The organism is Celeribacter sp., assembly GCF_048270365.1.
Taxonomy (GTDB): domain Bacteria; phylum Pseudomonadota; class Alphaproteobacteria; order Rhodobacterales; family Rhodobacteraceae; genus Celeribacter.
This window is the reverse complement of sequence record NZ_JBLWTA010000014.1, coordinates 49,874-71,418: the sequence shown is the minus strand read 5'-3', so window position 1 is coordinate 71,418 and position 21,545 is coordinate 49,874. Positions and strand designations below refer to the sequence as shown.

18 protein-coding genes are annotated in these 21,545 nt (G+C 62.1%); 8 read left to right on the top strand and 10 right to left on the bottom strand.

All coding sequences use genetic code 11. The features are described 5' to 3' along the window. Positions 1 to 4 precede the first annotated feature (4 nt). Complete coding sequence (locus ACN0X0_RS17370) at positions 5 to 910, top strand: DMT family transporter (RefSeq protein WP_417280181.1); 906 nt, start codon at positions 5 to 7, stop codon at positions 908 to 910. Here the strand turns inward: ACN0X0_RS17370 and ACN0X0_RS17365 are convergent. Continuing rightward, positions 903 to 1,670 carry a DUF2189 domain-containing protein gene (locus ACN0X0_RS17365; protein ID WP_417280180.1) on the bottom strand — a complete coding sequence of 256 codons (768 nt, stop codon included), beginning with the start codon at positions 1,668 to 1,670 and terminating at the stop codon, positions 903 to 905. The two genes, ACN0X0_RS17370 and ACN0X0_RS17365, sit on opposite strands and share 8 nt — an antisense overlap. Before the next feature lie 118 nt (positions 1,671 to 1,788). Next, positions 1,789 to 3,282: a divergent polysaccharide deacetylase family protein gene (locus tag ACN0X0_RS17360; protein WP_417280179.1), complete on the bottom strand. Its 1,494-nt coding sequence runs from the start codon at positions 3,280 to 3,282 to the stop codon at positions 1,789 to 1,791. Positions 3,283 to 3,576: 294 nt separating this feature from the next. Here ACN0X0_RS17360 and ACN0X0_RS17355 point away from each other — a divergent pair, with 294 nt between their 5' ends. Together ACN0X0_RS17355 and trpD are read left to right on the top strand one after the other, a co-directional pair. Beyond that, on the top strand, positions 3,577 to 4,164 hold the full coding sequence (locus ACN0X0_RS17355) for an anthranilate synthase component II (RefSeq protein ID WP_417280178.1): 588 nt from the start codon (positions 3,577 to 3,579) through the stop codon (positions 4,162 to 4,164). Next, positions 4,161 to 5,177: an anthranilate phosphoribosyltransferase gene (gene trpD / locus ACN0X0_RS17350; RefSeq protein ID WP_417280177.1), complete on the top strand. Its 1,017-nt coding sequence runs from the start codon at positions 4,161 to 4,163 to the stop codon at positions 5,175 to 5,177. Before ACN0X0_RS17355 ends, trpD begins: the two co-directional genes overlap by 4 nt. A gap of 136 nt (positions 5,178 to 5,313) precedes the next feature. Here the strand turns inward: trpD and ACN0X0_RS17345 are convergent, their stop codons facing one another. From ACN0X0_RS17345 to ACN0X0_RS17320, 6 genes are all read right to left on the bottom strand, one after another. Continuing rightward, positions 5,314 to 6,708, bottom strand: coding sequence for a TRAP transporter large permease (locus ACN0X0_RS17345; RefSeq protein ID WP_417280176.1), 1,395 nt, complete (start codon positions 6,706 to 6,708; stop codon positions 5,314 to 5,316). 5 nt (positions 6,709 to 6,713) lie between these two features. Then, a complete protein-coding gene (locus ACN0X0_RS17340; protein WP_417263660.1) occupies positions 6,714 to 7,403 on the bottom strand; it encodes a TRAP transporter small permease in 690 nt (229 codons plus the stop codon). A 115-nt stretch (positions 7,404 to 7,518) separates the two neighbouring features. Beyond that, positions 7,519 to 8,520 carry a DctP family TRAP transporter solute-binding subunit gene (locus ACN0X0_RS17335; protein ID WP_417280175.1) on the bottom strand — a complete coding sequence of 334 codons (1,002 nt, stop codon included), beginning with the start codon at positions 8,518 to 8,520 and terminating at the stop codon, positions 7,519 to 7,521. A gap of 280 nt (positions 8,521 to 8,800) precedes the next feature. Further along, positions 8,801 to 9,802: a DctP family TRAP transporter solute-binding subunit gene (locus ACN0X0_RS17330; protein ID WP_417280174.1), complete on the bottom strand. Its 1,002-nt coding sequence runs from the start codon at positions 9,800 to 9,802 to the stop codon at positions 8,801 to 8,803. 149 nt (positions 9,803 to 9,951) lie between these two features. Then, positions 9,952 to 11,181 (bottom strand): sigma-54-dependent transcriptional regulator, encoded by a 1,230-nt coding sequence (locus ACN0X0_RS17325; RefSeq protein WP_417263657.1) that lies wholly within the window; start codon positions 11,179 to 11,181, stop codon positions 9,952 to 9,954. Then, positions 11,168 to 13,006 (bottom strand): sensor histidine kinase, encoded by a 1,839-nt coding sequence (locus ACN0X0_RS17320; protein ID WP_417280173.1) that lies wholly within the window; start codon positions 13,004 to 13,006, stop codon positions 11,168 to 11,170. Before ACN0X0_RS17320 ends, ACN0X0_RS17325 begins: the two co-directional genes overlap by 14 nt. A gap of 60 nt (positions 13,007 to 13,066) precedes the next feature. On the opposite strand from ACN0X0_RS17320, the gene ACN0X0_RS17315 reads away from it, so the two are divergent. Beyond that, complete coding sequence (locus ACN0X0_RS17315) at positions 13,067 to 14,248, top strand: cytochrome P450 (protein ID WP_417280172.1); 1,182 nt, start codon at positions 13,067 to 13,069, stop codon at positions 14,246 to 14,248. 116 nt (positions 14,249 to 14,364) lie between these two features. Here the strand turns inward: ACN0X0_RS17315 and ACN0X0_RS17310 are convergent, their stop codons facing one another. Further along, positions 14,365 to 15,402, bottom strand: coding sequence for an MBL fold metallo-hydrolase (locus tag ACN0X0_RS17310; protein ID WP_417280171.1), 1,038 nt, complete (start codon positions 15,400 to 15,402; stop codon positions 14,365 to 14,367). Between the two features lie 214 nt (positions 15,403 to 15,616). Between ACN0X0_RS17310 and trpC the strand changes: the two genes are divergently transcribed. The 4 genes from trpC to lexA all read left to right on the top strand — a co-directional run bounded on the left by trpC (position 15,617) and on the right by lexA (position 19,287). Then, the gene (gene trpC, locus ACN0X0_RS17305) at positions 15,617 to 16,417 is read left to right on the top strand and encodes an indole-3-glycerol phosphate synthase TrpC (RefSeq protein WP_417280170.1); all 801 of its coding nucleotides are present in this window, start codon (positions 15,617 to 15,619) and stop codon (positions 16,415 to 16,417) included. Beyond that, positions 16,417 to 16,893 (top strand): cyclic pyranopterin monophosphate synthase MoaC, encoded by a 477-nt coding sequence (gene moaC / locus ACN0X0_RS17300; RefSeq protein WP_417280169.1) that lies wholly within the window; start codon positions 16,417 to 16,419, stop codon positions 16,891 to 16,893. Before trpC ends, moaC begins: the two co-directional genes overlap by 1 nt. A 1-nt stretch (position 16,894) precedes the next feature. Beyond that, positions 16,895 to 18,067 carry a gephyrin-like molybdotransferase Glp gene (gene glp / locus ACN0X0_RS17295; protein ID WP_417280168.1) on the top strand — a complete coding sequence of 391 codons (1,173 nt, stop codon included), beginning with the start codon at positions 16,895 to 16,897 and terminating at the stop codon, positions 18,065 to 18,067. Positions 18,068 to 18,561: 494 nt separating this feature from the next. After that, a complete protein-coding gene (gene lexA, locus ACN0X0_RS17290) occupies positions 18,562 to 19,287 on the top strand; it encodes a transcriptional repressor LexA (RefSeq protein ID WP_226553271.1) in 726 nt (241 codons plus the stop codon). 55 nt (positions 19,288 to 19,342) lie between these two features. Here lexA and ACN0X0_RS17285 read toward each other — a convergent pair whose 3' ends face one another. Further along, complete coding sequence (locus tag ACN0X0_RS17285) at positions 19,343 to 21,520, bottom strand: ComEC/Rec2 family competence protein (RefSeq protein WP_417280167.1); 2,178 nt, start codon at positions 21,518 to 21,520, stop codon at positions 19,343 to 19,345. Positions 21,521 to 21,545: the final 25 nt, after the last annotated feature.

Below are 21,545 nucleotides of genomic sequence, written 5' to 3'. Positions count from 1 at the left end.
CCTGATGTCCACAACCACCCACACCGCGCTGAACGCCGGCAATCTCAAAGGTGCGCTTTTGATGGTGCTGTCCATGGCGTTGTTTTCGCTTGAGGATATGGCGATCAAACAGGCCGCCACGCATTTGCCGGTGGGGCAGATTCTGACGATTTTTGGCCTCATCGGCACCTTGGTCTTTGCCCTGCTGACCGCGCAACGCCGCGAGCGGGTGGTGCATCCGGTGATGGCCGAGCGCGTCATGGTGATCCGCGCGGGGTTCGAGGTGTTAGGCCGGGTGTTCTTCACCCTCTCGCTGGCGCTCACCGCGCTCTCCACCACCTCGGCGATCCTGCAAGCCACGCCGCTCATGGTGGCCGCCGCCGCCGTGGTGATCTTTCGCGAACCCGTCAGCCTCACCCGCTGGGCGCTGATCGCTCTGGGGTTTCTCGGCGTGCTTTTGGTGATCCGCCCGGGCCTCGACGGGTTCTCTCCGCTGTCCATTCTCGCCATTTTGGGCATGATCGGTTTTGCGGGCCGCGATCTCGCCACCCGCGCTGCCTCCCCTGTGCTGTCCTATGCGCAGCTGGGCGTCACAGGCTTTGCCGCGCTGATCCTCTCCGGGATTTTGCTGTCGATCTGGGACGGCTATTGGATCTGGCCCGATCTCAAAGACCTTGCCTTTGTCGCTTTGGCCTCTGCCGTGGGCGTCGCCGCCTACACCGCGCTCACCATGGCGATGCGGATGGGCGAGCTGTCGGTCGTGACACCGTTTCGCTACGCGCGCCTGTTGTTCGCGATGGTCCTCGGCGCGCTGGTCTTTGGCGAGCGTCCCGATGCGCTTGAGCTGTTAGGCGGCGCGGTGATTGTCGGCGCCGGTGTCCTGTTGATGCTGACCTCACAGGCCTCACGGCGGCGTCGAACTCCTAAGTGAGGACGCGCCGATAGAGATGCCATGTCGCGTGGCCAAAGACCGGCAGTGTCACGAAGAGCCCCAAGAACAGCGGCACCATCGACAACAACGTCACCACGGCGATCACCCCTGCCCAGACCAGCATGACAAAGAGGTTTTCCCGCACCACCCGCAGGGAGAACAACATGGCGGTGACGAAATCGACCTCCTTGTCCAAGAGATGCGGCAGGGACGTCACCGTCAGCGAAAACAGGATAAAGGCCAAAACGCCTCCGACCGCGAGTTCGACCGCAATCATGGTCACCCCGTTGGCCGTCAGGAACACATCGTAAGACGAAGACACATTGGTCATCACCGACAGCCCCATGAAGAGCGCGAAAATCATATGGGCGAGGAAGGACCAGAACAGCACATAAATGACGATGATCGCCCCCATCCAGGGGATTTGCCGGTCGCGTTCGGCCATCACCACGCCGAGGATTTTATACCAATCCATCGCGCCGCCCCGGTCGAGCCTGCGCGACACCTCGTAGAGGCCGACGGCGGCGAAAGGGGCGAAGAGCGGAAAAGCGAGAGAGAAAGCAAAGGTCCAAAGCACGGTGCCCGCACCGAAAATCACAAAACCAAGCCCGATTAAGACATAAACGGCGGCGAAGAACCCGCCAAACATCGGCGCGCGTCGGTAATCCCGCCACCCCGCCGCCAAGGCTGCGCGCAAATCCGATAGGCTCAAACGTGCCACATCGGGCAACGGCGCTGCCGCCGCAGTCATTTCTGTCATATTTCCCTCCCTGCCAGCTTAGGCCGGTCCTTGAAAAGGATTGGATGACAAAATGTCGCACCCTGTCAAGCGTCGCGGGACATCCCGAGGCGCAAGGCACAGCGCAAAGAGGTGCGGATCAAAGCTGCGAGCGGCTCAAGAGATAGGACAGCGGCACCATCGTCACGGTCGCGGCGCGGTTGCCAAGCGACCATTCCGCCAGCGCCTGAATCGTGTCCGGTTTCGAGCGCCCCAAAAGGATCACCGTCTTGCCCGTCCCGGCCTGAAACGCCGCCTGATCGAGGAAGCGTTTCATCGCCTCCACATCCTGCGAACGCCCGTCAAAATCGCGGAACACCAGCCCCGCAGGCGCCTTGACCCGCTGCGCTTCCTGTTCCAGAGAATTCAACCCACGCGGAAAGGTCACCAAACCGCGCCCGCTCTCTTGTGCGGTCGCCACAACCTGTGCCGCGACCTGACGCGAGCTTTGGAAGGTGCCGGAGGGGACATCGAGGAAACCGATGGACACGGGCACCAGATTGGCGGCCTGCGTGAGCGTCACCGCGGCGTCTTGCGGTGTGGCGCCTTCGGGCAGGGACACCATGGAGAGCACTTCGAGGCCCTTGTCGCGATAGGACAGCGCGCGTTCGCCTGCCCGTGTGGCCAGCGCATCGACGGCAAAGGTCACCGGGAACGGCAGGTTCGAGAGCGCGGCATCCTCGGGCCCAAGCTGGGCGATATCGACGAGGATCACGCTCATCACCGGACCGGCGGGCGTTTGGTTGAAATCGGCGGAATAGGCCAAAAGCGCGGGCAGATCGTCGGCGACCACGACCGGCGCGCCAGTATCGGGTGCGGCGGAAATCGACGGCAGGCGCGAGGAGACGCGATTGTCCTGACGGTCGGTGAAAGACCCGACTTTTTGACCGGGCAGCGCCTCACCTTCGGAGGCGTCCTGCGCGAGCGTATCGGCATCAGGTCCGGTTTCCAGCGTGGCCCCCGGAGCGGCCTCGATCCGCGCAGAATCCATGTCGAGTTGTCGTGGCATCTGAGGAGCGGCGGGCGTCTCGTCCACACCCTCGGGCATGGCCGTCCCCGGCAGAGCCTCCTCGGTCGCGGGCAGGCTGTCAGCTTCACCGGCCTCGGGCGTCATGGCTTGCGGCGGGGTCAGGACCGGGCTGGTCTCCGGCGTCTCGACACCGTCCAGCGCCCCGTCCAGCGCCTCGTCCGTGTCAGGCGTCTGCGGCCCGGTCGGGGTTTCGATCTCGGGCGCCGTGGCGGCCTCTGTCGCGGCCTCAGGCGTCGCATCGGCCTCGGTCTCGGGCATGGCAACCTCGGGCTGCGCACCAGACCGGTCGGGCTCGGCGGCGGGGCTTTCGGCGGAGACGCCAGACGTGTCAGTGGCCTCCGGCGCCTCCGGGTGCGTCATCTCGGGTTCGGTCGGCTCGCCTGTCATTTCAGGCGCCATCTCAGATGTCACATCGGGCGTTTTATCAGGCGTCACCTCCGCCCCGGCCTCCCCCAGCAGCGACGAGGTCACAGTCACCGGGGCCACAACCTCATTGGCCACCGTCAGGATGCCGAACCCGACAATCGTGCCCCAGATCAACCCCGTGAGAATTCCGCGCCCCATTCGGTGCTCCTTCGCCTGCTCATTCGGACCATTGGTCCCTGTTGTCTCCGGGACGGCCCGGATTTTCCCGATCATATGCCGGGCTGTGGTCAGTCTCAACGTCTAAGCCGTGCCACGCCGGATCAGTGTTTTTTCGATCACGCCACACACCGCGTTCGATCAGACCAGACCCCGTCCGGCCTCTTGACCCTGTGCGGCCCTTGTGAACATGTATAACCCGGCTTCTACGCGGGATCATCCCCCTTTGAGGCCCCTTCACCCCCCTTGCGCAAACGCGCCGAAAGGATCGCCAAGATGCTGCTGCTGATCGATAATTACGACAGTTTCACCTACAATCTCGTCCATTACATCGGCGAACTGGGGTGGCAAGCCAATGTGGTCCGCAACGACGCGTTAAATGTGCAGGAAGCCATGGCTCTGAAACCCACCGGCATCGTGCTCTCGCCCGGCCCCTGTACGCCGAAAGAGGCGGGCATCTGTGTGCCGCTCATTCATGCCGCCGCCGATGCGGGCATTCCGCTGTTCGGTGTGTGTCTCGGGCATCAGTCCATCGGCGAGGCCTTTGGCGGCGACGTGGTCCGTTGCCATGAGATCGTCCACGGCAAGATGGGCGAGATTTTCCACGAGGGCAAAGGCGTCTTTGCCGGTCTGCCCTCTCCGCTTCAAGGCACGCGCTATCACTCGCTGGTGGTGGATCGTGCCACCCTGCCCGACTGTCTCGAAGTCACAGCGGAGCTGAAAGACGGCACCATCATGGGCATGCGTCACAAGACACTTCCCATCGAAGGCGTGCAATTCCACCCGGAAAGCATCCGATCTGAACATGGCCACGACATGTTCAAAACCTTCCTGAGCCAGCTGAAAGAGGACGAACCGGCATGAGCGACGCGATGAAACCCCTGATTTTCGCCGCCTCCGAAGGCCCTCTGAGCCGCGCTCAGGCCGAACAGGCCTTTGAGCTTTTGTTCAAGGGCGAAGCCACGCCCGCGCAGATGGGCGGTCTCTTGATGGCGCTGCGGGCGCGCGGCGAAGCGGTGTCGGAATATGCCGCCGCCGCCAAGGTCATGCGCGATCACTGCATCCCGGTGAAAGCCCCAGAGGGCGCGATGGACATCGTCGGCACCGGCGGCGACGGGCTTGGCACGCTCAATATCTCGACGGCCACCGCCTTTGTCGTCGCGGGCGCAGGCGTGCCGGTCGCCAAACACGGCAACCGCAACCTGTCGTCCAAATCGGGCGCGGCGGACGCCATGTCCGTCAACGGCATCAATGTGATGGTCGGGCAAGACGTGGTCGAAAAGGCACTTGCCGAGATCGGCATCGGCTTCATGATGGCGCCGATGCACCACCCGGCGATGAAATACGTGGGTCCCGTGCGCGTCGAGCTGGGCTGCAAAACCATCTTCAACATCTTAGGCCCTCTGACCAACCCGGCGGGCGTCAAACGCCAGCTCACCGGCGCCTTTGCGCCTGACCTGATCTGGCCGATGGCCGAGGTGCTTCAAATGCTCGGTTCCGAGAAGGCCTGGCTGGTCTATGGCCACGAGGGCATGGACGAAGTGTCGATCACCGGCGCGACTTCTGTGGCAGCTCTGGAGAATGGCGACATCCGCTCGATGGAAATCCACCCCGAGGACGCAGGCCTTCCGGTGCATCCGCTCAAGGACATCCTCGGCGGCACGCCCGAAGAGAACGGCAAGGCGCTTCGGAACCTGATGAAAGGCGAAACTGGTGCCTATCGTGATGCGGTCCTCATGAACGCCGCCGCCGCTTTGGTGGTCGCGGACAAGGCCGCCACCCTCAAAGAAGGCGTCGAGATCGCCTCTGAAAGCATCGCCTCCGGTGAAGCGCTCAAGAAACTCGATGCACTGGCGGCTCTGACCTCAAGCGCCTGACCCCTTTTTCTTGGCAGAAATACTCACGGCGCGTCCTCTCAACAGGGCGCGCCGTTTTTATTTGAGTATTTGCCGCACAAAGGAGACGCAAAAAGGGGCCCGAAGGCCCCTTTTCTTTCACGTATCGAACATTTCGTCAGTTCGTAATGATCTCCGGCCCCATCAAGGTCGTGGGCAGGTAGGTCGAGATCGCTGGCACATAGGTGACAAGGATCAGGAAGACGAAGAGGATCGCGAGGAACGGCAGGGCGGCGCGGACCACGGCCATCATCGGCATCCCGGCGACGCCCGAGGTGACGAAGAGGTTGAGGCCCACAGGCGGCGTGATCATGCCGATCTCCATGTTCACCACCATGATGATGCCGAGGTGGATCGGATCGACGCCCAGTTCGATGGCGATCGGGAACACCAGCGGCGCGACGATCACGATGAGACCCGACGGTTCCATGAACTGGCCCCCGATCAAGAGGATGACGTTGACCATGATCAGGAACATGATCTTGCCGAAGCCCGCCGACAGCATCGCCTGAGCGATTTGCTGCGGGATTTGTTCGTCGGTCAGCACGTGTTTCAGGATCAGCGCGTTGGCGATGATGAACATCAGCATGATCGTCAGCTTGCCCGCATCGAACAGCGTGTGGCGCGTGTCCTTGTGGAAGAAAGCCGTCACAAGCGCATGGGGTTTCGCCAGCAAGGAGGTCGGCCCGGTGCCATCGCGATCCGCCAGAGGGCCCATGTCACGATAGACAAAGGAGGCCACGAGGAAGGCGTAGATGGAGGCCACGGCGGCGGCTTCGGTCGGCGTGAAGATCGCGCCCGTCACCCCCGGCACACCGTAGATGCCGACCATGATGATGACGATGAGCATGAGGCCCCAGAAGGCTTCGCGGAAGGCGCGCCCAATCTCGCCCCAACCGGCCCATTCGCCTTTCGGCAGCTTCTTGATCCGTGCGATCACGTAGATCGCCAGCATCAGCATGGTGCCGGCCAAAAGCCCCGGAATGACGCCCGCGAGGAACATCCGGCCAACGGAGACGTCGGTGGCGGAGGCGTAGACCACCATCACGATGGAGGGCGGGATCAGGATGCCCAAGGTGCCCGCGTTGGCGATGACGCCGGCGGCGAAGTCCTTGGTATAGCCCATCTGGCGCATGGCGGCGATGACGATGGAGCCGATGGCGACCACGGTCGCGGGAGACGACCCGGAGAGTGCGGCAAAGATCATACAGGCGAAGACACCTGCAATCGCCAGACCGCCGTGGAAATGCCCCACACAGGCGATGGCAAAGCGCACGATGCGTTTCGCCACGCCGCCCGTCGACATGAAAGAAGACGCCAGAATGAAGAAGGGGATGGCCAAAAGCGTGTAGTGCCCGGCCATGGCCTGATAGAGCGACTGCGCCACGGAGGCCAGCGAGGTGTCGGAGAACACCAGAAGGAAGATCATGGAGGAGAGGCCGAGAGAAACCGCGATCGGCACCCCGATCAGCAACAGGCCCACGACCATGACAAAGAGAAAGACGACATCCATTGGGGTTATTCCTCGTATTCGCCGTGCGCGACGCGCTCGACTTCGTCTTCGGCCTCGTGAGAGACGATCAGGGAGTGCTGCGTGCCTTTGAGAATGCGGATGGTGGCCTGCACCACGCGCAACAGGATCAGCGCTGCCGAGAAGGGAATGATGGCATAGGGCACAACGCGCGGGAGCTTGTCATAGCTGTCGCCATAGTTGATCGCACCTTCGAGCCAGCGGAAGATGCCCAGCATCGGCACCTGATCGGTGACGTAGAATGCCCGGTCGCGCACGTTTTCGGTGAAGCCCAACGGGAACCAGCGGCCCTCGGTCGGTTGCAACGCCGCGAAAGGCGCCCAATAGTCCCAAGCGCCCTTCATCAACAACCCGGCATAGGCCAGACAGGCGATGGCGGAGATGATGGCGAGCACCCGCTGACCGCGCGACGGCAGGATGTTGATCACCGCGTCGACGCCCAGATGCGAGGTCTTTTTGAACCCGTAGGAAATCCCCAAAAGCACGAGCCAGGCGAAGAGGATCAGCACCACTTCGAGGCCCCAGATCAGGGAATGGTTGAACACGTAACGCAGCACCACATTAACGAAGGTGATGAGCGTCATCGCGCCAAGGATGAAGGCGATGATGTTCTCTTCGAGCCCGTCAAAGAACCGCGATGTCGCCGTTTTCGGCTGATTGTCTTGATATTGTGTCATGATGAGTGACCCCTTTTGCCCCTCTGGCCCGCGTGGCGCGAGGCCCGTTCCCCCGAAAGGGTGCGGACGAGGCCCCGTCTTAATGACAGGGCCCCATCAATCGTATGAAACGCGCTTAGTGTTTGGCGTTGATTTCTTGTGCCAGCGCGATGTTGTCGGCCCCCACGTCGCCCTCGAACTCGGCCCACACGGGTTTCATCACATCGACCCAATCCTGGCGCTGCTCATCGGTCAGCTCGCGAATCACACCGCCGGCGTCCAGCACGGCCTGACGGTTGTCGGCGTCAACTTCGGCGATGGCGGCGTTCCGCTCGGCGGTGACTTCATTCATGATGGTGGCGAGCTGGTCGCGGATGTCGGCGTCCAGGCCTTCCCACCAGTCCACAGAGGTCACGACCATGTAGTCGAGAAGACCGTGGTTGGTCTCTGTCACGCCGTCCTGCACCTCAAAGAATTTCTGGCCGTAGATGTTGGACCAGGTGTTTTCCTGACCATCCACAACGCCGGTTTGCAGCGCGCCGTAAACCTCGGAGAAGGCCATCGGTTGCGGGCTTGCTTTCAGCGCATTCATCTGCGCGACGAGCACGTCGGACGGCTGGACGCGGAACTTGAGACCTGCTGCGTCACCCGGCTCCAGAAGCGGTTTGTTGGCGGAGAATTGTTTCAGACCGTTGTGCCAGAAGCCAAGACCCAAAAGACCGCGGCGCACCATGGCCTCTTTCATGTTCTGACCGGCCTCGGAGGATTGGAACTCTTCCACGGCGTCCATGTTTTTGAACATGAAGGGCAGATCGAAAATGCGGTAGACTTTCGAGAAGGTCTCGAATTTCGACAGCGACGGCGCGGCCATCTGGACGTCGCCCTGAAGCATCGCCTCGAGCACCTGATCGTCGTTGTAGAGCGTGGAGTTCGGGTAGACCTCGACACAGACCTTGCCATCCATCTCAGCGTTCACGCGTTCCATGAACAGGTTGGCGGCGATGCCTTTCGGGTGCTTGTCGGTGTTGGTGACGTGGCTGAACTTGATCACCATTTCGCCGTCGTCACAGGCGGCAAAAGCGGTGGTTGCGGTCACGGAAAGCGCAAGGGCGGTGGCAGCGGTTGCGAGAAATTTCATGGATGTCCTCCCTGACATGAAATCGAAAGATCCGGCGCAGATCGGGACGGATTGGCCCCAACGCGCTCTGAAGGAGAGAAAACAAAGCACCTCACGTTGCATCAAGGGGAGGTGAAGGAAAGTTGAAAGTTTCTTGAAACCCCTTTGATGTCAGAGTGTTACGGAACACAAGAAACGCATAGCGGCCATGCGCCTCGCGCAAGTGTGCGATTTTCCGCACGCAAGAAAATTGCGCATGTGCGGAAAATCGCACAGATCGACTCAGAAGGCCGTCCTGTCATCAATGTCGTGCATTGATCTCTTGGGCGGCCGCGATGTTCTCTGCGCCGACTTCTTCTTCGAAGATCGACCAGACGGGTTTCATCGCCTCGACCCAAGCCGCACGCTGCTCTTCGGTCAGCTCGCGCACCACACCACCGGCCTCAAGGATGCCCTGTTTCGCTTCCATATTCACACGCTCGGACTCGCCATTCCGGGCCACAGTCACCTCATGCAGGATGGTGCCGAATTGCGTGCGCACATCTTCGGGCAGGCTGTCCCACCAATCGACCGAGGTCACGACCATATAGTCCAGAAGCAGGTGATTGGTCTCCGTCACACCGTCCTGCACCTCAAAGAATTTCTGACCGTAGATGTTGGAATAGGTGTTTTGCTGACCGTCGACCACGCCGGTCTGCAGCGCGCCATAGACTTCGGGGAAGGCCATCGGCTGCGGATTGGCCTTGAGCGCGCGCATCTGTTCGATGATCACCTCGGCGGGCTGCACCCGCATCTTGAGCCCTTCGAGGTCTCCCGGCATCTGAACCGGACGGTCCGCCGTGATCTGTTTCAGGCCATTGTGCCAGAACTCCAGCCCCAAGAGGCCACGCCGCACCATGCCCTCTTTCATCGCTTGCCCGGTCTCCGAGCTTTGGAACTCATCAACGGCCGCGATGTTTTTGAACATGAACGGCAGATCGAAAATGCGGAATTGCTTGGTAAAGGTCTCGAACTTCGACAGGCTCGGCGCGGCCAGTTGCACATCGCCTTGCAACATGGCTTCGAGCACCTGATCATCATTGTAGAGCGTGGCGTTCGGATACATTTCCATACAGGCCTTACCGTCCATCTCGGTATTCACCCTCTCCATCAACAGCGAGGCCGCGATGCCTTTCGGGTGTTTGTCCGTGTTGACGATATGGCTGAACTTGATGACGATCTCGCCCGGATCGCAAGCCGCAAAGGCCGTTCCGGCAGACGAAATGATGGCGCTGGAAACCAGCGCACAAGTCAGAATTTTCATGATGTACCTCCCAAAAGTCCACCCCGGATCGCTACCATCCGGGGTTGGTGACAGGTGACCGATTGCATCACACTGAAGCAAGGTATCAGGCGATACTTTTGCAGTTTGCAACATACATCGCGATCAGGCTCAACGCGTTGGCGCCCCCCTTACCGATACACCTCCGCCTTCACCCCATGCCGCGTCAGCTTGTCGTAGAAGGTCTTGCGTGGCAGTTTGAGGCCCTTCGCGGCCTCGGTGGCATTGCCGTGATGTCGTTGCAAAGCCGCAATCAAAAGCGAGCGCTCGACCTGCGCCAATTGTTCGGCCAAGCCCAGTTCCTCCTGCGCCTCGCCTTCGGTCAGCCCCATCGCAAAGCGCATCGCCGCGTTCATCAGCGAGCGCGCGTTGCCCGGCCAGTCCTGAGCCAAGAGGTTCGAGATGACCTCAGAGGTGATCTCCGGCACCGGCAGGTCGCTTTGCTCACAGGCGATGTTGACGTAATGGCGGAACAGCACCGGGATGTCCTCGCGGCGCTCGCGCAAGGGCGGGATGCGGATCACGGCGGCCTCGAGCCGATAGAAGAGATCAGGCGAAAACCGCCCCTCGCGGGCTGCGGCGCCGAGATCGGCATAGGTCCCGGCAATGAGACGCGGGCGGTCGTGGGGCTCCAACTCTTCCAACAGCGCGAATTGCGCGGGCGACGAGAGGCCTGCGATTTCATCGAGAAACACGGAGCCGCCTTTCGCAGCCGCAAAGGCCTGTGACAGGGTCTCGGCCGTCATGGCAGAGGCCGGGTATTTGACGAAAGGCGCCATGGAACCCGCCGACAAGAGGTGCACCACCTCGGCCATCTTCGCGGTCCCCACTCCCGGCTCGCCGGTGACCAGAACATCGGCGGCAGAACGCGCCACTGCGCGGGCCTCTTCGCGCATCCGTTTCGACAGGTCCGACGCACCGCGCAGCAACCGCGCGGCGGCGTCGCCCTGTTCGACCTGACGTTTGAGGCGGCGGTTCTCTAACACGAGGGCGCGGGTTTTCAACGCCTTCTCGACCACGGCGATCAGGTCCTTGGGTGCGCAGGGTTTTTCGAGAAAATCGAAGGCCCCCTCCGAGATGCCGCGCACCGCCATGGGCACATCGCCCTCGCCGGTCAAGAGGATCACGGGAAGCTCTTGGTCCACGGATTGTGCATAGGCCAAAAGCGCGAAACCGTCCTTGCCCGGCATGCGAATGTCGGAGACCACCACACCGGGAAAGTCGCGCGAAATGTGATCCTTGGCCTCGATATAGCTGCCCGCCAGCGTGGCACTCAGATCCGCGAGTTCCAGCGTCTGCCCCAAAGCCTCGCGCACGGAGGCGTCGTCATCGACCAGAAGCACGCGATCAATATGTGGCATCAAGGCTCTCCCCCGGTGTTTTCGGTTGCGCGTCATTCCGCTGTGCGGGCTGCAATTCTATGGTGAACACGGCCCCGCCGCCAGTGCCGCTCTGATCGGGGCGGTTTTCGCCCCGGATGCGCCCGCCGAAGCTCTGCACCAGCCCGTAAGAGATCGACAGGCCAAGCCCCATGCCCTCGGAGGCGCCGACCTCTTTGGTGGTGTAGAATGGATCGAAAATTTTCTCCGGCTCGGAAATGCCGGGGCCTGTGTCCGCGATGGTAAGGCGCGTGGTGTCGCCGGGGGTGAGGCGAATCTCGATGCGTTTGTCTTCCTCTTCCGTCTCGGAAGAGGTCTTCATCGCATCGACCGCGTTGGACAGAAGGTTCATCACCACCTGCTGCAAGCGCACCTCGCCGCCGCGCACCCAGATCTGCGCCCCGGGTGTCCAGTCCAGCGTCACACCCGCGTTGGAGATTTTCGCCTGCGTCATCTCCAAGGCCGCCTCGATCACGCTGGTCAGTTCCACATCGGTGATCGTCTCGGGTTCTTGCCGAGCAAAGGCACGCAGGTTCTTGATGATCCGCCCCATCCGGCGGGCAAGTTCAGAGATGCGGCCGAGATTATCGGCGGCCTTCGCGGGGTTTTCGCGTTCCAGAAAGGCCTGGGCATTCTCGGCAAAGGACCGGATCGCCATCAGCGGCTGGTTCAATTCGTGGCTGATCCCCGCCGACATTTCGCCCAGCGCCGACAGCTTGCCGGCCTGCACCAGATCCGCCTGCGCGCGTTTGAGCCGGGCTTCGGCCTCGTGGCGCTCGTGGACCTCATGTTGCAACTCGCGGTTCGCCAATTCCAAGGCCTCGGTGCGGGTCGCGACACGGGCCTCTAGCCGCAGGTTCGCCTCGGAAAGCGTGCGCCGCCGCTCCATCGCGAAAAACAGAAAGGCCGCGAACACAAGTGCGAGCGCCGAGGCCATCCCGGCTTGCAGCCCCGCGATCCCCAGCACGGGGCGCAGGTCCATCAACAGTTCCGCCTCAAGCCCCACAACCGGCAAGGGACGGGTCAGATGCAGCGCGGGCGACGGGATATAGGGCCCGGCCTCATGGCGCCAGATGTCATGGCCGGAGACATTATATGTGTGGGTGATGGGCAAAGGCCCGGCACTTCCGCCGCGCAACACGAGTTCCGACCGGTTGGACACAAAGACCACACCATATTGATCGGTGAAATAGATCGCGGAGGCCTCCGTCGGCCAGCCCCATTCCAAAAGCCCGATGTCGACATTGACCACCACGGCGCCTTTTGCGGGACCGCCGGGCGTGAACACGGGCGCGGCAAAAACATAGCGCCTGCGGCCTTCGAGATCGACGAAATGCGCCACGCCCAACGCGCCGTCCATCGCGCGCCGCACCGCCGCGCGGGCGCCGGTGGGCAGGCGGGCCTCCCCGGCGGCGGCCAGCATCTGGCCATCGCCGCCCTCGGCCCCATCGACCACCATGATGGAATGCGCGCCGGTTTTATCGGCCAGCCCGCGCAACAAATCCGAGGTCGCCTGTTTCGGGCTGTCACCCGGCGCTTGCGCGAAGACCAGCGCCAGAACTGTCGGGTGATCGGACAGGAACACCGCCAATTCGCGGTACCGTTGCAAGCCCGTGGTCAAACGGTCGGCGGCCAGCGCCAAGTCGGAAGAGCCGCGCGCGCTGGCCTGATCCAATTCGGCGCGAACGCTCAAGGCAAAGACCACGAGCCCCAAGAGCGCCACGGCCAAAACCCCACCAACCGCCCAGAACAGGCGATGGCGCAGGGACGCGGGGGGATCCTCAGGGAGAGCGGTCTTGGTCGTCATAAAAGAGAGAGTAGAAAACCCCGCTTGCAAATAAAAGCACTTCGCAGTCAAAGAGAGGCTATGAAACGTTTTTCCTGCGCCCCGAACGACCCTGCCTTTGTCCAGAACCCCTACCCGTTTTACGACCGTTTGCGAACTGGCGGCAAAATGGTGTTTTGGGAAGAGCTGAACCTGCCGGTGATTGCAAGCTATGACGGGGTGTCGATGGCGCTTCGGGACAACCGCTTTGGCCGCGAGGCGCCGGAGGGATTCGCGCCCGAAATTCCCGACCATCTGCGCGCCTTTTACGACATTGAAGATCACTCGATGCTGGAACTGGAAGGTGACAGGCACAAGCGGCTGCGCTCTTTGGTGCTGCGCGCCTTTACCTCGCGGCGAATCCGGGCGCTGATGCCCGATCTCGAAGAGATCGTGGACGATCTGATGGATCGCTTCCCCGAGGGCGAGTTCGACCTTATGCCCACGTTTGCCAAAATGGTGCCGGTGCGGATCATTTGCCGCCTGTTGGGCGTGCCCGAAGAGATGTCTGAGCAATTGCTCACCTGGTCCAACGCCATGGTCGCGGTCTACACGCCGACCCGCACGCGCGAAATCGAAGAGGCCGCCTCACAGGCCGCCACCGAATTTTCCGATTTCATGCGGTCTTACGTCGAAACGCGCCGCTCGCAACCGGCGGACGATCTGATCACCTCGCTCATCGCGGCGGAATCCGAGGGCGAGAAACTGACCACGGATGAGCTGATCACCACCTGTATCCTGCTGTTGAACGCGGGCCATGAGGCAACCGTGCACAGCCTTGGCCTTGCGGTAAAGACGCTTTTGGAACAGGAGACGCCGCGGGACTTCCTCTCAGACGAGAAGATCGACGGCACCATCGAAGAGCTGTTGCGCTATGACCCGCCGCTGCATCTGTTTCAGCGTTGGGTCTATGAGGACACGACTTTCCTTGGACAAGAGTTGAAACGCGGCGACAAGATCGGTCTTTTGCTGGCCGCCGCAGGCCGCGATGATGACACTTGGGACGATCCCAACCGGTTCGATCCGAGCCGCAAGGCAAAACAAAACGCGGCTTTCGGCGCGGGCATTCATTTCTGTGTCGGCGCACCGCTTGCCCGGTTGGAAATGCGCGTCGCCCTGCCCCGGTTGTTCGAACGTTACCCCAATCTGCGCCTCACCGAGACGCCCAGATATGCCGACACCTGGCATTTCCATGGGTTGGCAAAGCTCATGGTCACGACCTGAACTCCTGCAAAATAAAACGCCAAAAAAACGCACCGAGACATACTCCCGGTGCGTCTTTATTTTACCCTCTCTGGCCCTGGTCCGTGACCAGAAAGGGGCCTGATAAGCGGTCCGCCTTAGCGGTAGGAGAACATATACATGCCCACCAATTCAGCGTTTTTCGGCGTGGCGTAGTCGAAGCCGTAATACTCACCGTATTTCGGACGCAGCACGTTGGTGGCGTATTTGCCGATCTCTGCGATCCAGTTCGAAAGATAGGCGGTGTGGGCGTTCAGTTCTTCGGGGTGCTCAAGACCTGCGCCCCACGGCACATTGCCGAGCGCTTCGCCAACGGCGGCTTCGAGATCATCGAGGAAGGTCTGGTAGAACTCCACATCGGCGCGCGAGCCGACGTTGCCGTGACCGCCCGACAGGTAGTCCCACTCCAGATCGCCGATGTGGTCGATCATGTCGGAATAGCCCATGTAGCCTTCGGCGCCCGCAAAGGACCAGAACGGCGGCTGATCCGGGTTGATCACGTCCGGCACATGCACAACGCCGGTGCCTTCGAGCACATACATCGCATGGTCATGGGCGTGGGCGGTCTCGGCGAAGGGCACGACGCGGACGGTCAGGTCCTCAAAGTCAAAGCTGTTGACGTCAGGCGAGATCACCTCGGTCGGACGCGGCAGGTTCGAGCCGGTCTCGTCCATCACATGCACGGTGGCCTCGGTCGCGACGACACGCGCATCCGGGAAGCTTTCCAACAGTTTGCCCGCATCGGCGATGTGGTCGGCGTGGTCGTGGGAATAGAGGATCGCGGTGATCGGCAGGTCGGTGACCTCGGCCACGGCGGCTTTAAGCGTGTCGGCGCTGCCTTCGAGGGCATCGATCATAAACACGCCTTCGTCACCGACGTAAAAGATCGTGCCGTAGAACTGGTGCTGATAGAAATACACCCGGTCCGTCAGCTTTTGCAGGATGTAGTCTTGGGAGACGTTTTTGTTGAAGAGGTTTTCGATTTTCTCGCCCGGCGCGAGGGCCTTTGTGGCGGATTCGGGCACATAGGTTGCGCCGACGGTCGAGGGGGCTTCCTGAACACCTTGTGCGAAAGAGGGCGTTGCCAGAGCAAGACCGAGCGCCAGAGCGGAGGTGAGCGAATTGAGGCGGAACATGGGTGATCTCCAAGCTATATTTCGTAACGTTTACATTTGGTTGCGAGAGGTTTGCGGTGGTGCGCCCCTTCGATGACCAGAGATTACGAAACTGCGACTGACAACAAAATGGTCTTATTGTTGAATAACTATCCCTAAAATGTTCTCAATAATTCCCGCGCCGCCTCACCTCTGCCGTCTTCCCTTAGCCCGCGCCGCCCTGTATCACATGCCCATGTCCAATGTTCTCGATAAAATCAAAGCCTATAAGCTCGAAGAAGTCGCCGCTGCCAAAGCCGCCGTGGCGCTTTCCGACCTTGAGGCTCAGGCCGCCGAGCAAAGCCCCACGCGAGGTTTTGCCACCGCATTGCAATCCGCCGCGCGCACGGGCTACGGCCTCATCGCGGAGGTCAAAAAGGCCTCCCCGTCGAAGGGCCTCATCCGCCCGGATTTCAACCCGCCCGCCATCGCCCGCGCCTATGAGGCCGGCGGTGCGACGTGCTTGTCCGTCCTGACCGACACGCCATCGTTCCAAGGCGCGCCGGAGTTTTTGAAACAGGCCCGCGCCGAGGTCTCGCTCCCGGTGCTGCGCAAGGACTTCATGTATGACACCTATCAGGTGGCCGAGGCCCGCGCTTGGGGCGCCGATGCGATCCTGATCATCATGGCCTCCGTCGAGGATGCGCTGGCCGCAGAGCTGGAAGACGCGGCCTTTGGCTACGGCATGGATGTGCTGATCGAGGTGCATAACGCCGAGGAGCTGGAACGGGCGCTCAAGCTCAAATCCCCGCTTCTGGGCGTCAACAACCGCAATCTCAAAACTTTCGAAACCACGCTCGACACCACGCGCGAGCTGTCGAAACTCTCGCCCTCGGATCGCACGCTCGTATGCGAAAGCGGGCTGTTCACGCCCGAAGACCTCGCCAATATGGCCGAGTTTGGCGCACGCTGTTTCCTCATCGGTGAAAGCCTGATGCGGCAAGATGATGTTGAGGCCGCGACCCGCGCGCTGCTTGCCAATCCGGTGCCGGCATAATGGCGGAGCTCACGCATTTCGACGAGGGCGGCAATGCCCATATGGTGGACGTGTCCGGCAAGGCCGTGACCGACCGGCTCGCCACCGCCGAAAGTGCCGTCAAGATGACGCCGGAGACGCTGGCGCTGGTCACCGACGGCACGGCGAAAAAGGGCGATGTTCTGGGCGTCGCGCGGCTCGCGGGCATCATGGGCGCGAAACGCACCTCTGATCTGATCCCTCTGTGCCACCCGCTGCCGATCACCAAGGTGACGCTCGATCTCGAACCGGACGCCGCCCTGCCCGGCATTCGCATCCGCGCCACCGTTAAAACCTCTGGCCAGACCGGTGTCGAGATGGAGGCGCTGACGGCCGCCACAGTCGCGGCGCTGACCGTCTATGACATGCTCAAGGCCGCCGAGAAAGGCATGGAGATCGTCCAGACCCGCCTGTTGCGCAAAGAAGGCGGCAAATCCGGCATTTACGAGAGAGACTGAGATGATTTCGGTTCAGGACGCCCTCGCGCATCTGTTTGCCCTTTGCACGCCCTTGGACCGCGAGACCGTGCCTCTGCGCGCGGCCTCTGGTCGTGTGCTGGCCGAGACCGCGATGGCGCGTCTGGTGCAACCGCCCTTCGATGCCTCCGCCATGGATGGCTATGCGGTGCGCGATGGCGACACCGTCGAGGGCGCGTCTTTCAAAGTCATCGGCGAAAGTGCGGCCGGGCATGGTTTTTCGGGCACAGTAAGCCAAGGCACTGCAGTGCGGATTTTCACCGGCGCGCCCGTTCCCACTGGCGCCGACCGCGTGATCATCCAAGAGGACGTCAGCCGCGCAGGCGACCGCATCACGCTCTCCTGCACGCCCTCTGAGAACCGCAACATCCGCCCCGCCGGCAATGATTTCAGCCCCTCGGACGGCCTCACTGCCCCCCGCCGCCTCTCGCCGCAAGACATCGCGCTTTTGGCCGCCATGAACCACGCCGAGGTCTCCGTCGGGCGCCGTCCCGTGGTGGCGATCATCTCGACGGGCGATGAATTGGTGTTACCGGGCGAAACACCGGGGCCCTCGCAAATCATCTCCTCCAACGCATTCGGGTTGGCCGCTATGGTCGAGCAAGCGGGCGGCATCGCCCGGATGCTTCCAATCGCACCCGATGACATGACCCTGCTGCGCGCGACTTTCGAGATGGCGATGGAGGCGGATGTGATCGTCTCGATCGGCGGCGCCTCTGTGGGCGATCACGATCTGGTCGGCAAGGTGGTCGAAGAACTGGGCATGGACCGCGCCTTTTACAAAGTCGCCATGCGCCCCGGCAAACCTCTGATGGCGGGGCGTCTGGGCGACACTCTCATGCTTGGCCTGCCCGGCAATCCGGTCTCCGCGATGATCACGGCGCGCCTGTTCATGCTGCCCGTGCTCGACGCGCTGCAAGGCCTGCCGCCCCAACCCGCGCCGCGCCAAAACGCCGTGCTGTTGCAGTCTGTTACGGAGAATGGCCCGCGCGAACATTACATGCGTGCCATTTTGACGTCAGAGGGCGTTGAGCCCTTTGCGCGTCAGGACAGCTCGCTGTTGTCGATCCTCTCCAACGCCAACGCGCTTTTGGTGCGTCCACCGCATGATCCGGCGCGCGAGGCAGGCGAAACGGTCGACGTGATCCGGCTCTGAGCACCACAGTGTTGCTCGATTGCTTGCTCAAGGACGGGCGTGGATATTTCTACGCCCGCGCCTGCTCCCTTTAACCTTGCCTTAACCAACTTCCCACCAAGCTCAGCGCACCGCCAAAACGGCGCATGCACAACGACACCCTTAAGGGGCGGGTTGAGGGACAGGTTGGATTAGGGACTCGGCAATTGACACAATACGAGAACACCGGTAGAACATTATCGGAACAAAGAGCAAAACCCATCTGGGGTTTGACCCATTCCGGCGGCCCCGTGCGGTTTCGTCGCGCAAGCGACGAGGTGCAGGACCGGCCAAACGGGCATGTGGTGACGGGCGGAACGTTGAAAATGCGCCTATCGGGGGCGATTCCTCCCGTGCCGGTGCATTGGGTGGCCTCAGATCGCCAGCGCGCCCATCCGCAAACCGGGGGTCAGACACCGCTTGCAGCGCAAAACTCCCCCGCGACACAAAGCCGGGGCGACGAGAGGAACGAGCCGATGCTGACGAAAAAACAACTCCAGCTTTTGGAGTTCATCAACACACGGATGCAGCGTGACGGGGTGCCCCCGTCTTTCGACGAAATGAAAGAGGCGCTCGATCTGCGGTCCAAATCCGGCATTCACCGGCTGATCACCGCGCTCGAAGAACGCGGGTTTATCCGTCGTCTCGCGCATCGAGCACGCGCCATCGAGATCGTGAAACTGCCCGAAAGCCTCGGCGGAGTGCCCTCCGCCCCAACCGCTGGAGGGGCTTCCGGCGGGTTTAGCCCGCGGGTGATCGACGGCGACCGCCCGGACGCCCCCCCGCCCGCAGCCGCGCTCGACATCGAGACCGTCACCGCGATCAACCTGCCGATTATGGGCAAGATCGCCGCTGGTGTCCCGATCGAAGCCGTCTCCGATGGTGCCGTGAACGTTGCCGTTCCGGGGTCCATGCTCTCGGGGCGTGGCAATCACTATGCGCTTGAGGTCAAAGGCGAATCCATGATCGAGGCCGGGATCAACCACGGCGACATCGTGGTCATTCGCGAAACCAGCCAGGCCAAAGACGGAGACATCGTCGTCGCCATGGTCGAGGGCTATGAAACCACGCTGAAACGCTACAAACGCCAAGGCGACATGATCGCGCTCGAAGCCGCCAACCCGGCGTTTGAGACCCGCGTTCTGCCGGCGGATATGGTCGAGGTGCAGGGCAAGCTGGTCGGTCTGATCCGCAGCTACTGACACACCTCAATGAGTTCGCTCGAAAAACGCCGCACAGATCGTGTGGCGTTTTCTTTTATCGGCCGACAGAGGCAATGCGTGTCGCTCCGATGTCAAAGGCCCCAAACCGCAGCCCCATGGTTGCCGGCGCACGGTCGGCGCGGGCCACCCGTGCCGTCACACCCCACTCGCCCCGCAAATCGGGCGTGTTCCAATAGCGCACACCGGAGGCGGCATAGGCAGTGATCAGACGCACCTCGCCGCCTGCCTCACTCAGCGCCAAAGCCCCGCTTTGCCTAAGAAACCCGAGATCAATCAGAAGACAGTCTTTTGGCATCTCCTCTTCCCAAAGTTTGTTGACGATCACGACATCTGCGGTTCCGCAAACCTCTCGCGCGACGTCTTGCCAACCGCGCCCCGTGACCTGCGCCACACGCAGCGGCCCGACATCCAAAGGCGGCATATGACGCGCGGCGGCCATGGCCTGATCCGGGACATCGCCGTCGTTTTCCAACCAAACAGTGGCGGCAAAACCCGCGCCCTTGGGCTTTGACAGTGCACGGCCCTCGGCACTCATCCGCCCGACCAAAGCCCCATCGTCAGAGATCAAAAGTGCGGGCCGCTCGTGCGTCGCCCAGAGCAGGAACCCCGCGAAAACCGGAAAAAGCCCGAGATTTTGCCAGCGCCCGCGCCACAAAATGACGAACAAAGCGCCTAAGGCGATGAGCGGCAAAGTGGCGGGCGGCGGCGAAACGATGCGGCTTACGGCGCCGTCCCAGGACGAGACTGTTTCGGCGACAAAGAGAATCCAGCGAATACCCAGGCCCATGACGGACAAGGCGATACCCTGAAGCCCCAAGGGCGTGAGCAGCACGGCCACAATGGCGGCGGGCATGACGAGTGCCCCCATGATCGGCACGGCCGTGACATTGGCAATGAGGCCGAAATCCGCGATCCGGTTGAAATGCGCGGCGGCGACTGGCGCCGTGGCGATGCCCGCAACGGCAGAGGACAGGATGACCGTGGCAATCCCTCTGAGCCAATTCGGCCAGCGCCCCATGAGATGCATCCGCCGCACGATGGTGAAGACGGCGACGAGAGCCGTGGTGGCGGCGAAAGACATCTGGAACCCGGGTTCTGGGAGTACTTCGGGTTGCAGCACCAAAAGGATGAGGGCGGCGATGGCAACGGCGCGCAAGGAAATGGCCTGACGGTCCAAAAGCACCGCCACGAGCATGACGGAGACCATGACAAAGGCGCGCTCGGTCGCGACGTTGAAACCGGACAAGGCGAGGTAGAAGGCCCCTGCGGCCAAGGCGCCCCCGGCGGCGAGTTTCTTCAAGGGCCATTTGAGCGCGGCACCGGGGATCATCGCCAGCATGAGCCGCAGCGCAAAGAACACGGCACCGGTCAAAAGCCCCATATGCAGGCCTGAAATGGCCAGAAGATGCGAGAGGTTCGCGCCTCTGAGATGTTCGGCGGTCTCTTGCGAAATGCCGGACCGGTCGCCGGTGAGAATCGCTGCGGCGAAGGCGCCGGTTTCGCCGGGGAGCTGGGTTTGCAGCGCTTGCGAAAGCGTCTGACGCAGGCGATGCACCCACAAAAGCGGCGTTGGATCGACCTCGGCAGCGCGCAGGACAGGCGTTCGGGTGTAGCCGACGGCGCCCAGACGGTCGAACCAGGCCATGCGCTGAAAATCGAACCCGCCGGGCTCCGTGGGACCGGGCGGCGGCGAGAGATGCGCGGTCATGGAAAGGCGCAGCCCCGGCTCCGGCGTCACGAAGTCTTGCGAACCATGCAGCGAGACGCGGACCCGTGCAGGGGTGCGAGAGGGCGAGAAATCGCGCAGGGTGACGTGGTCGAGGGTGAGACGCAGGGCGTCGGAGGCGGAGCGGTCGATCTTGATCACCCGGCCCTCGACAGGCCCGTAATAGCGGAACGTGAGGACAGGCTCGGCCACCAGTTGCGTGCGCAGACCGGCGGAGAGAAAGCCCAAGGTGACGGCCAATGCCGCGACCAATAAGGGCGCCACGCGGGGTGGCGTCTTGATCAAAGCGAGCGCGGCCAAAAGGCTTAGACCCGCGAGTGTCCAGAGGACCATGCGAGAGGGTTCCAACGACTGGGCAAAGAACAGCCCCACGCCCGTGCCGAAGCACACGGGCAGCCACAGGAACAACCGCCCGTGTTGGCCATCGACGATGTCGAGGGGGATCTGTGCCAGTCTTGTGTGACTCGGTCTCGTGAGGGCGCGCACCCTTGTTTCCCCTTCCGCCTTCGCT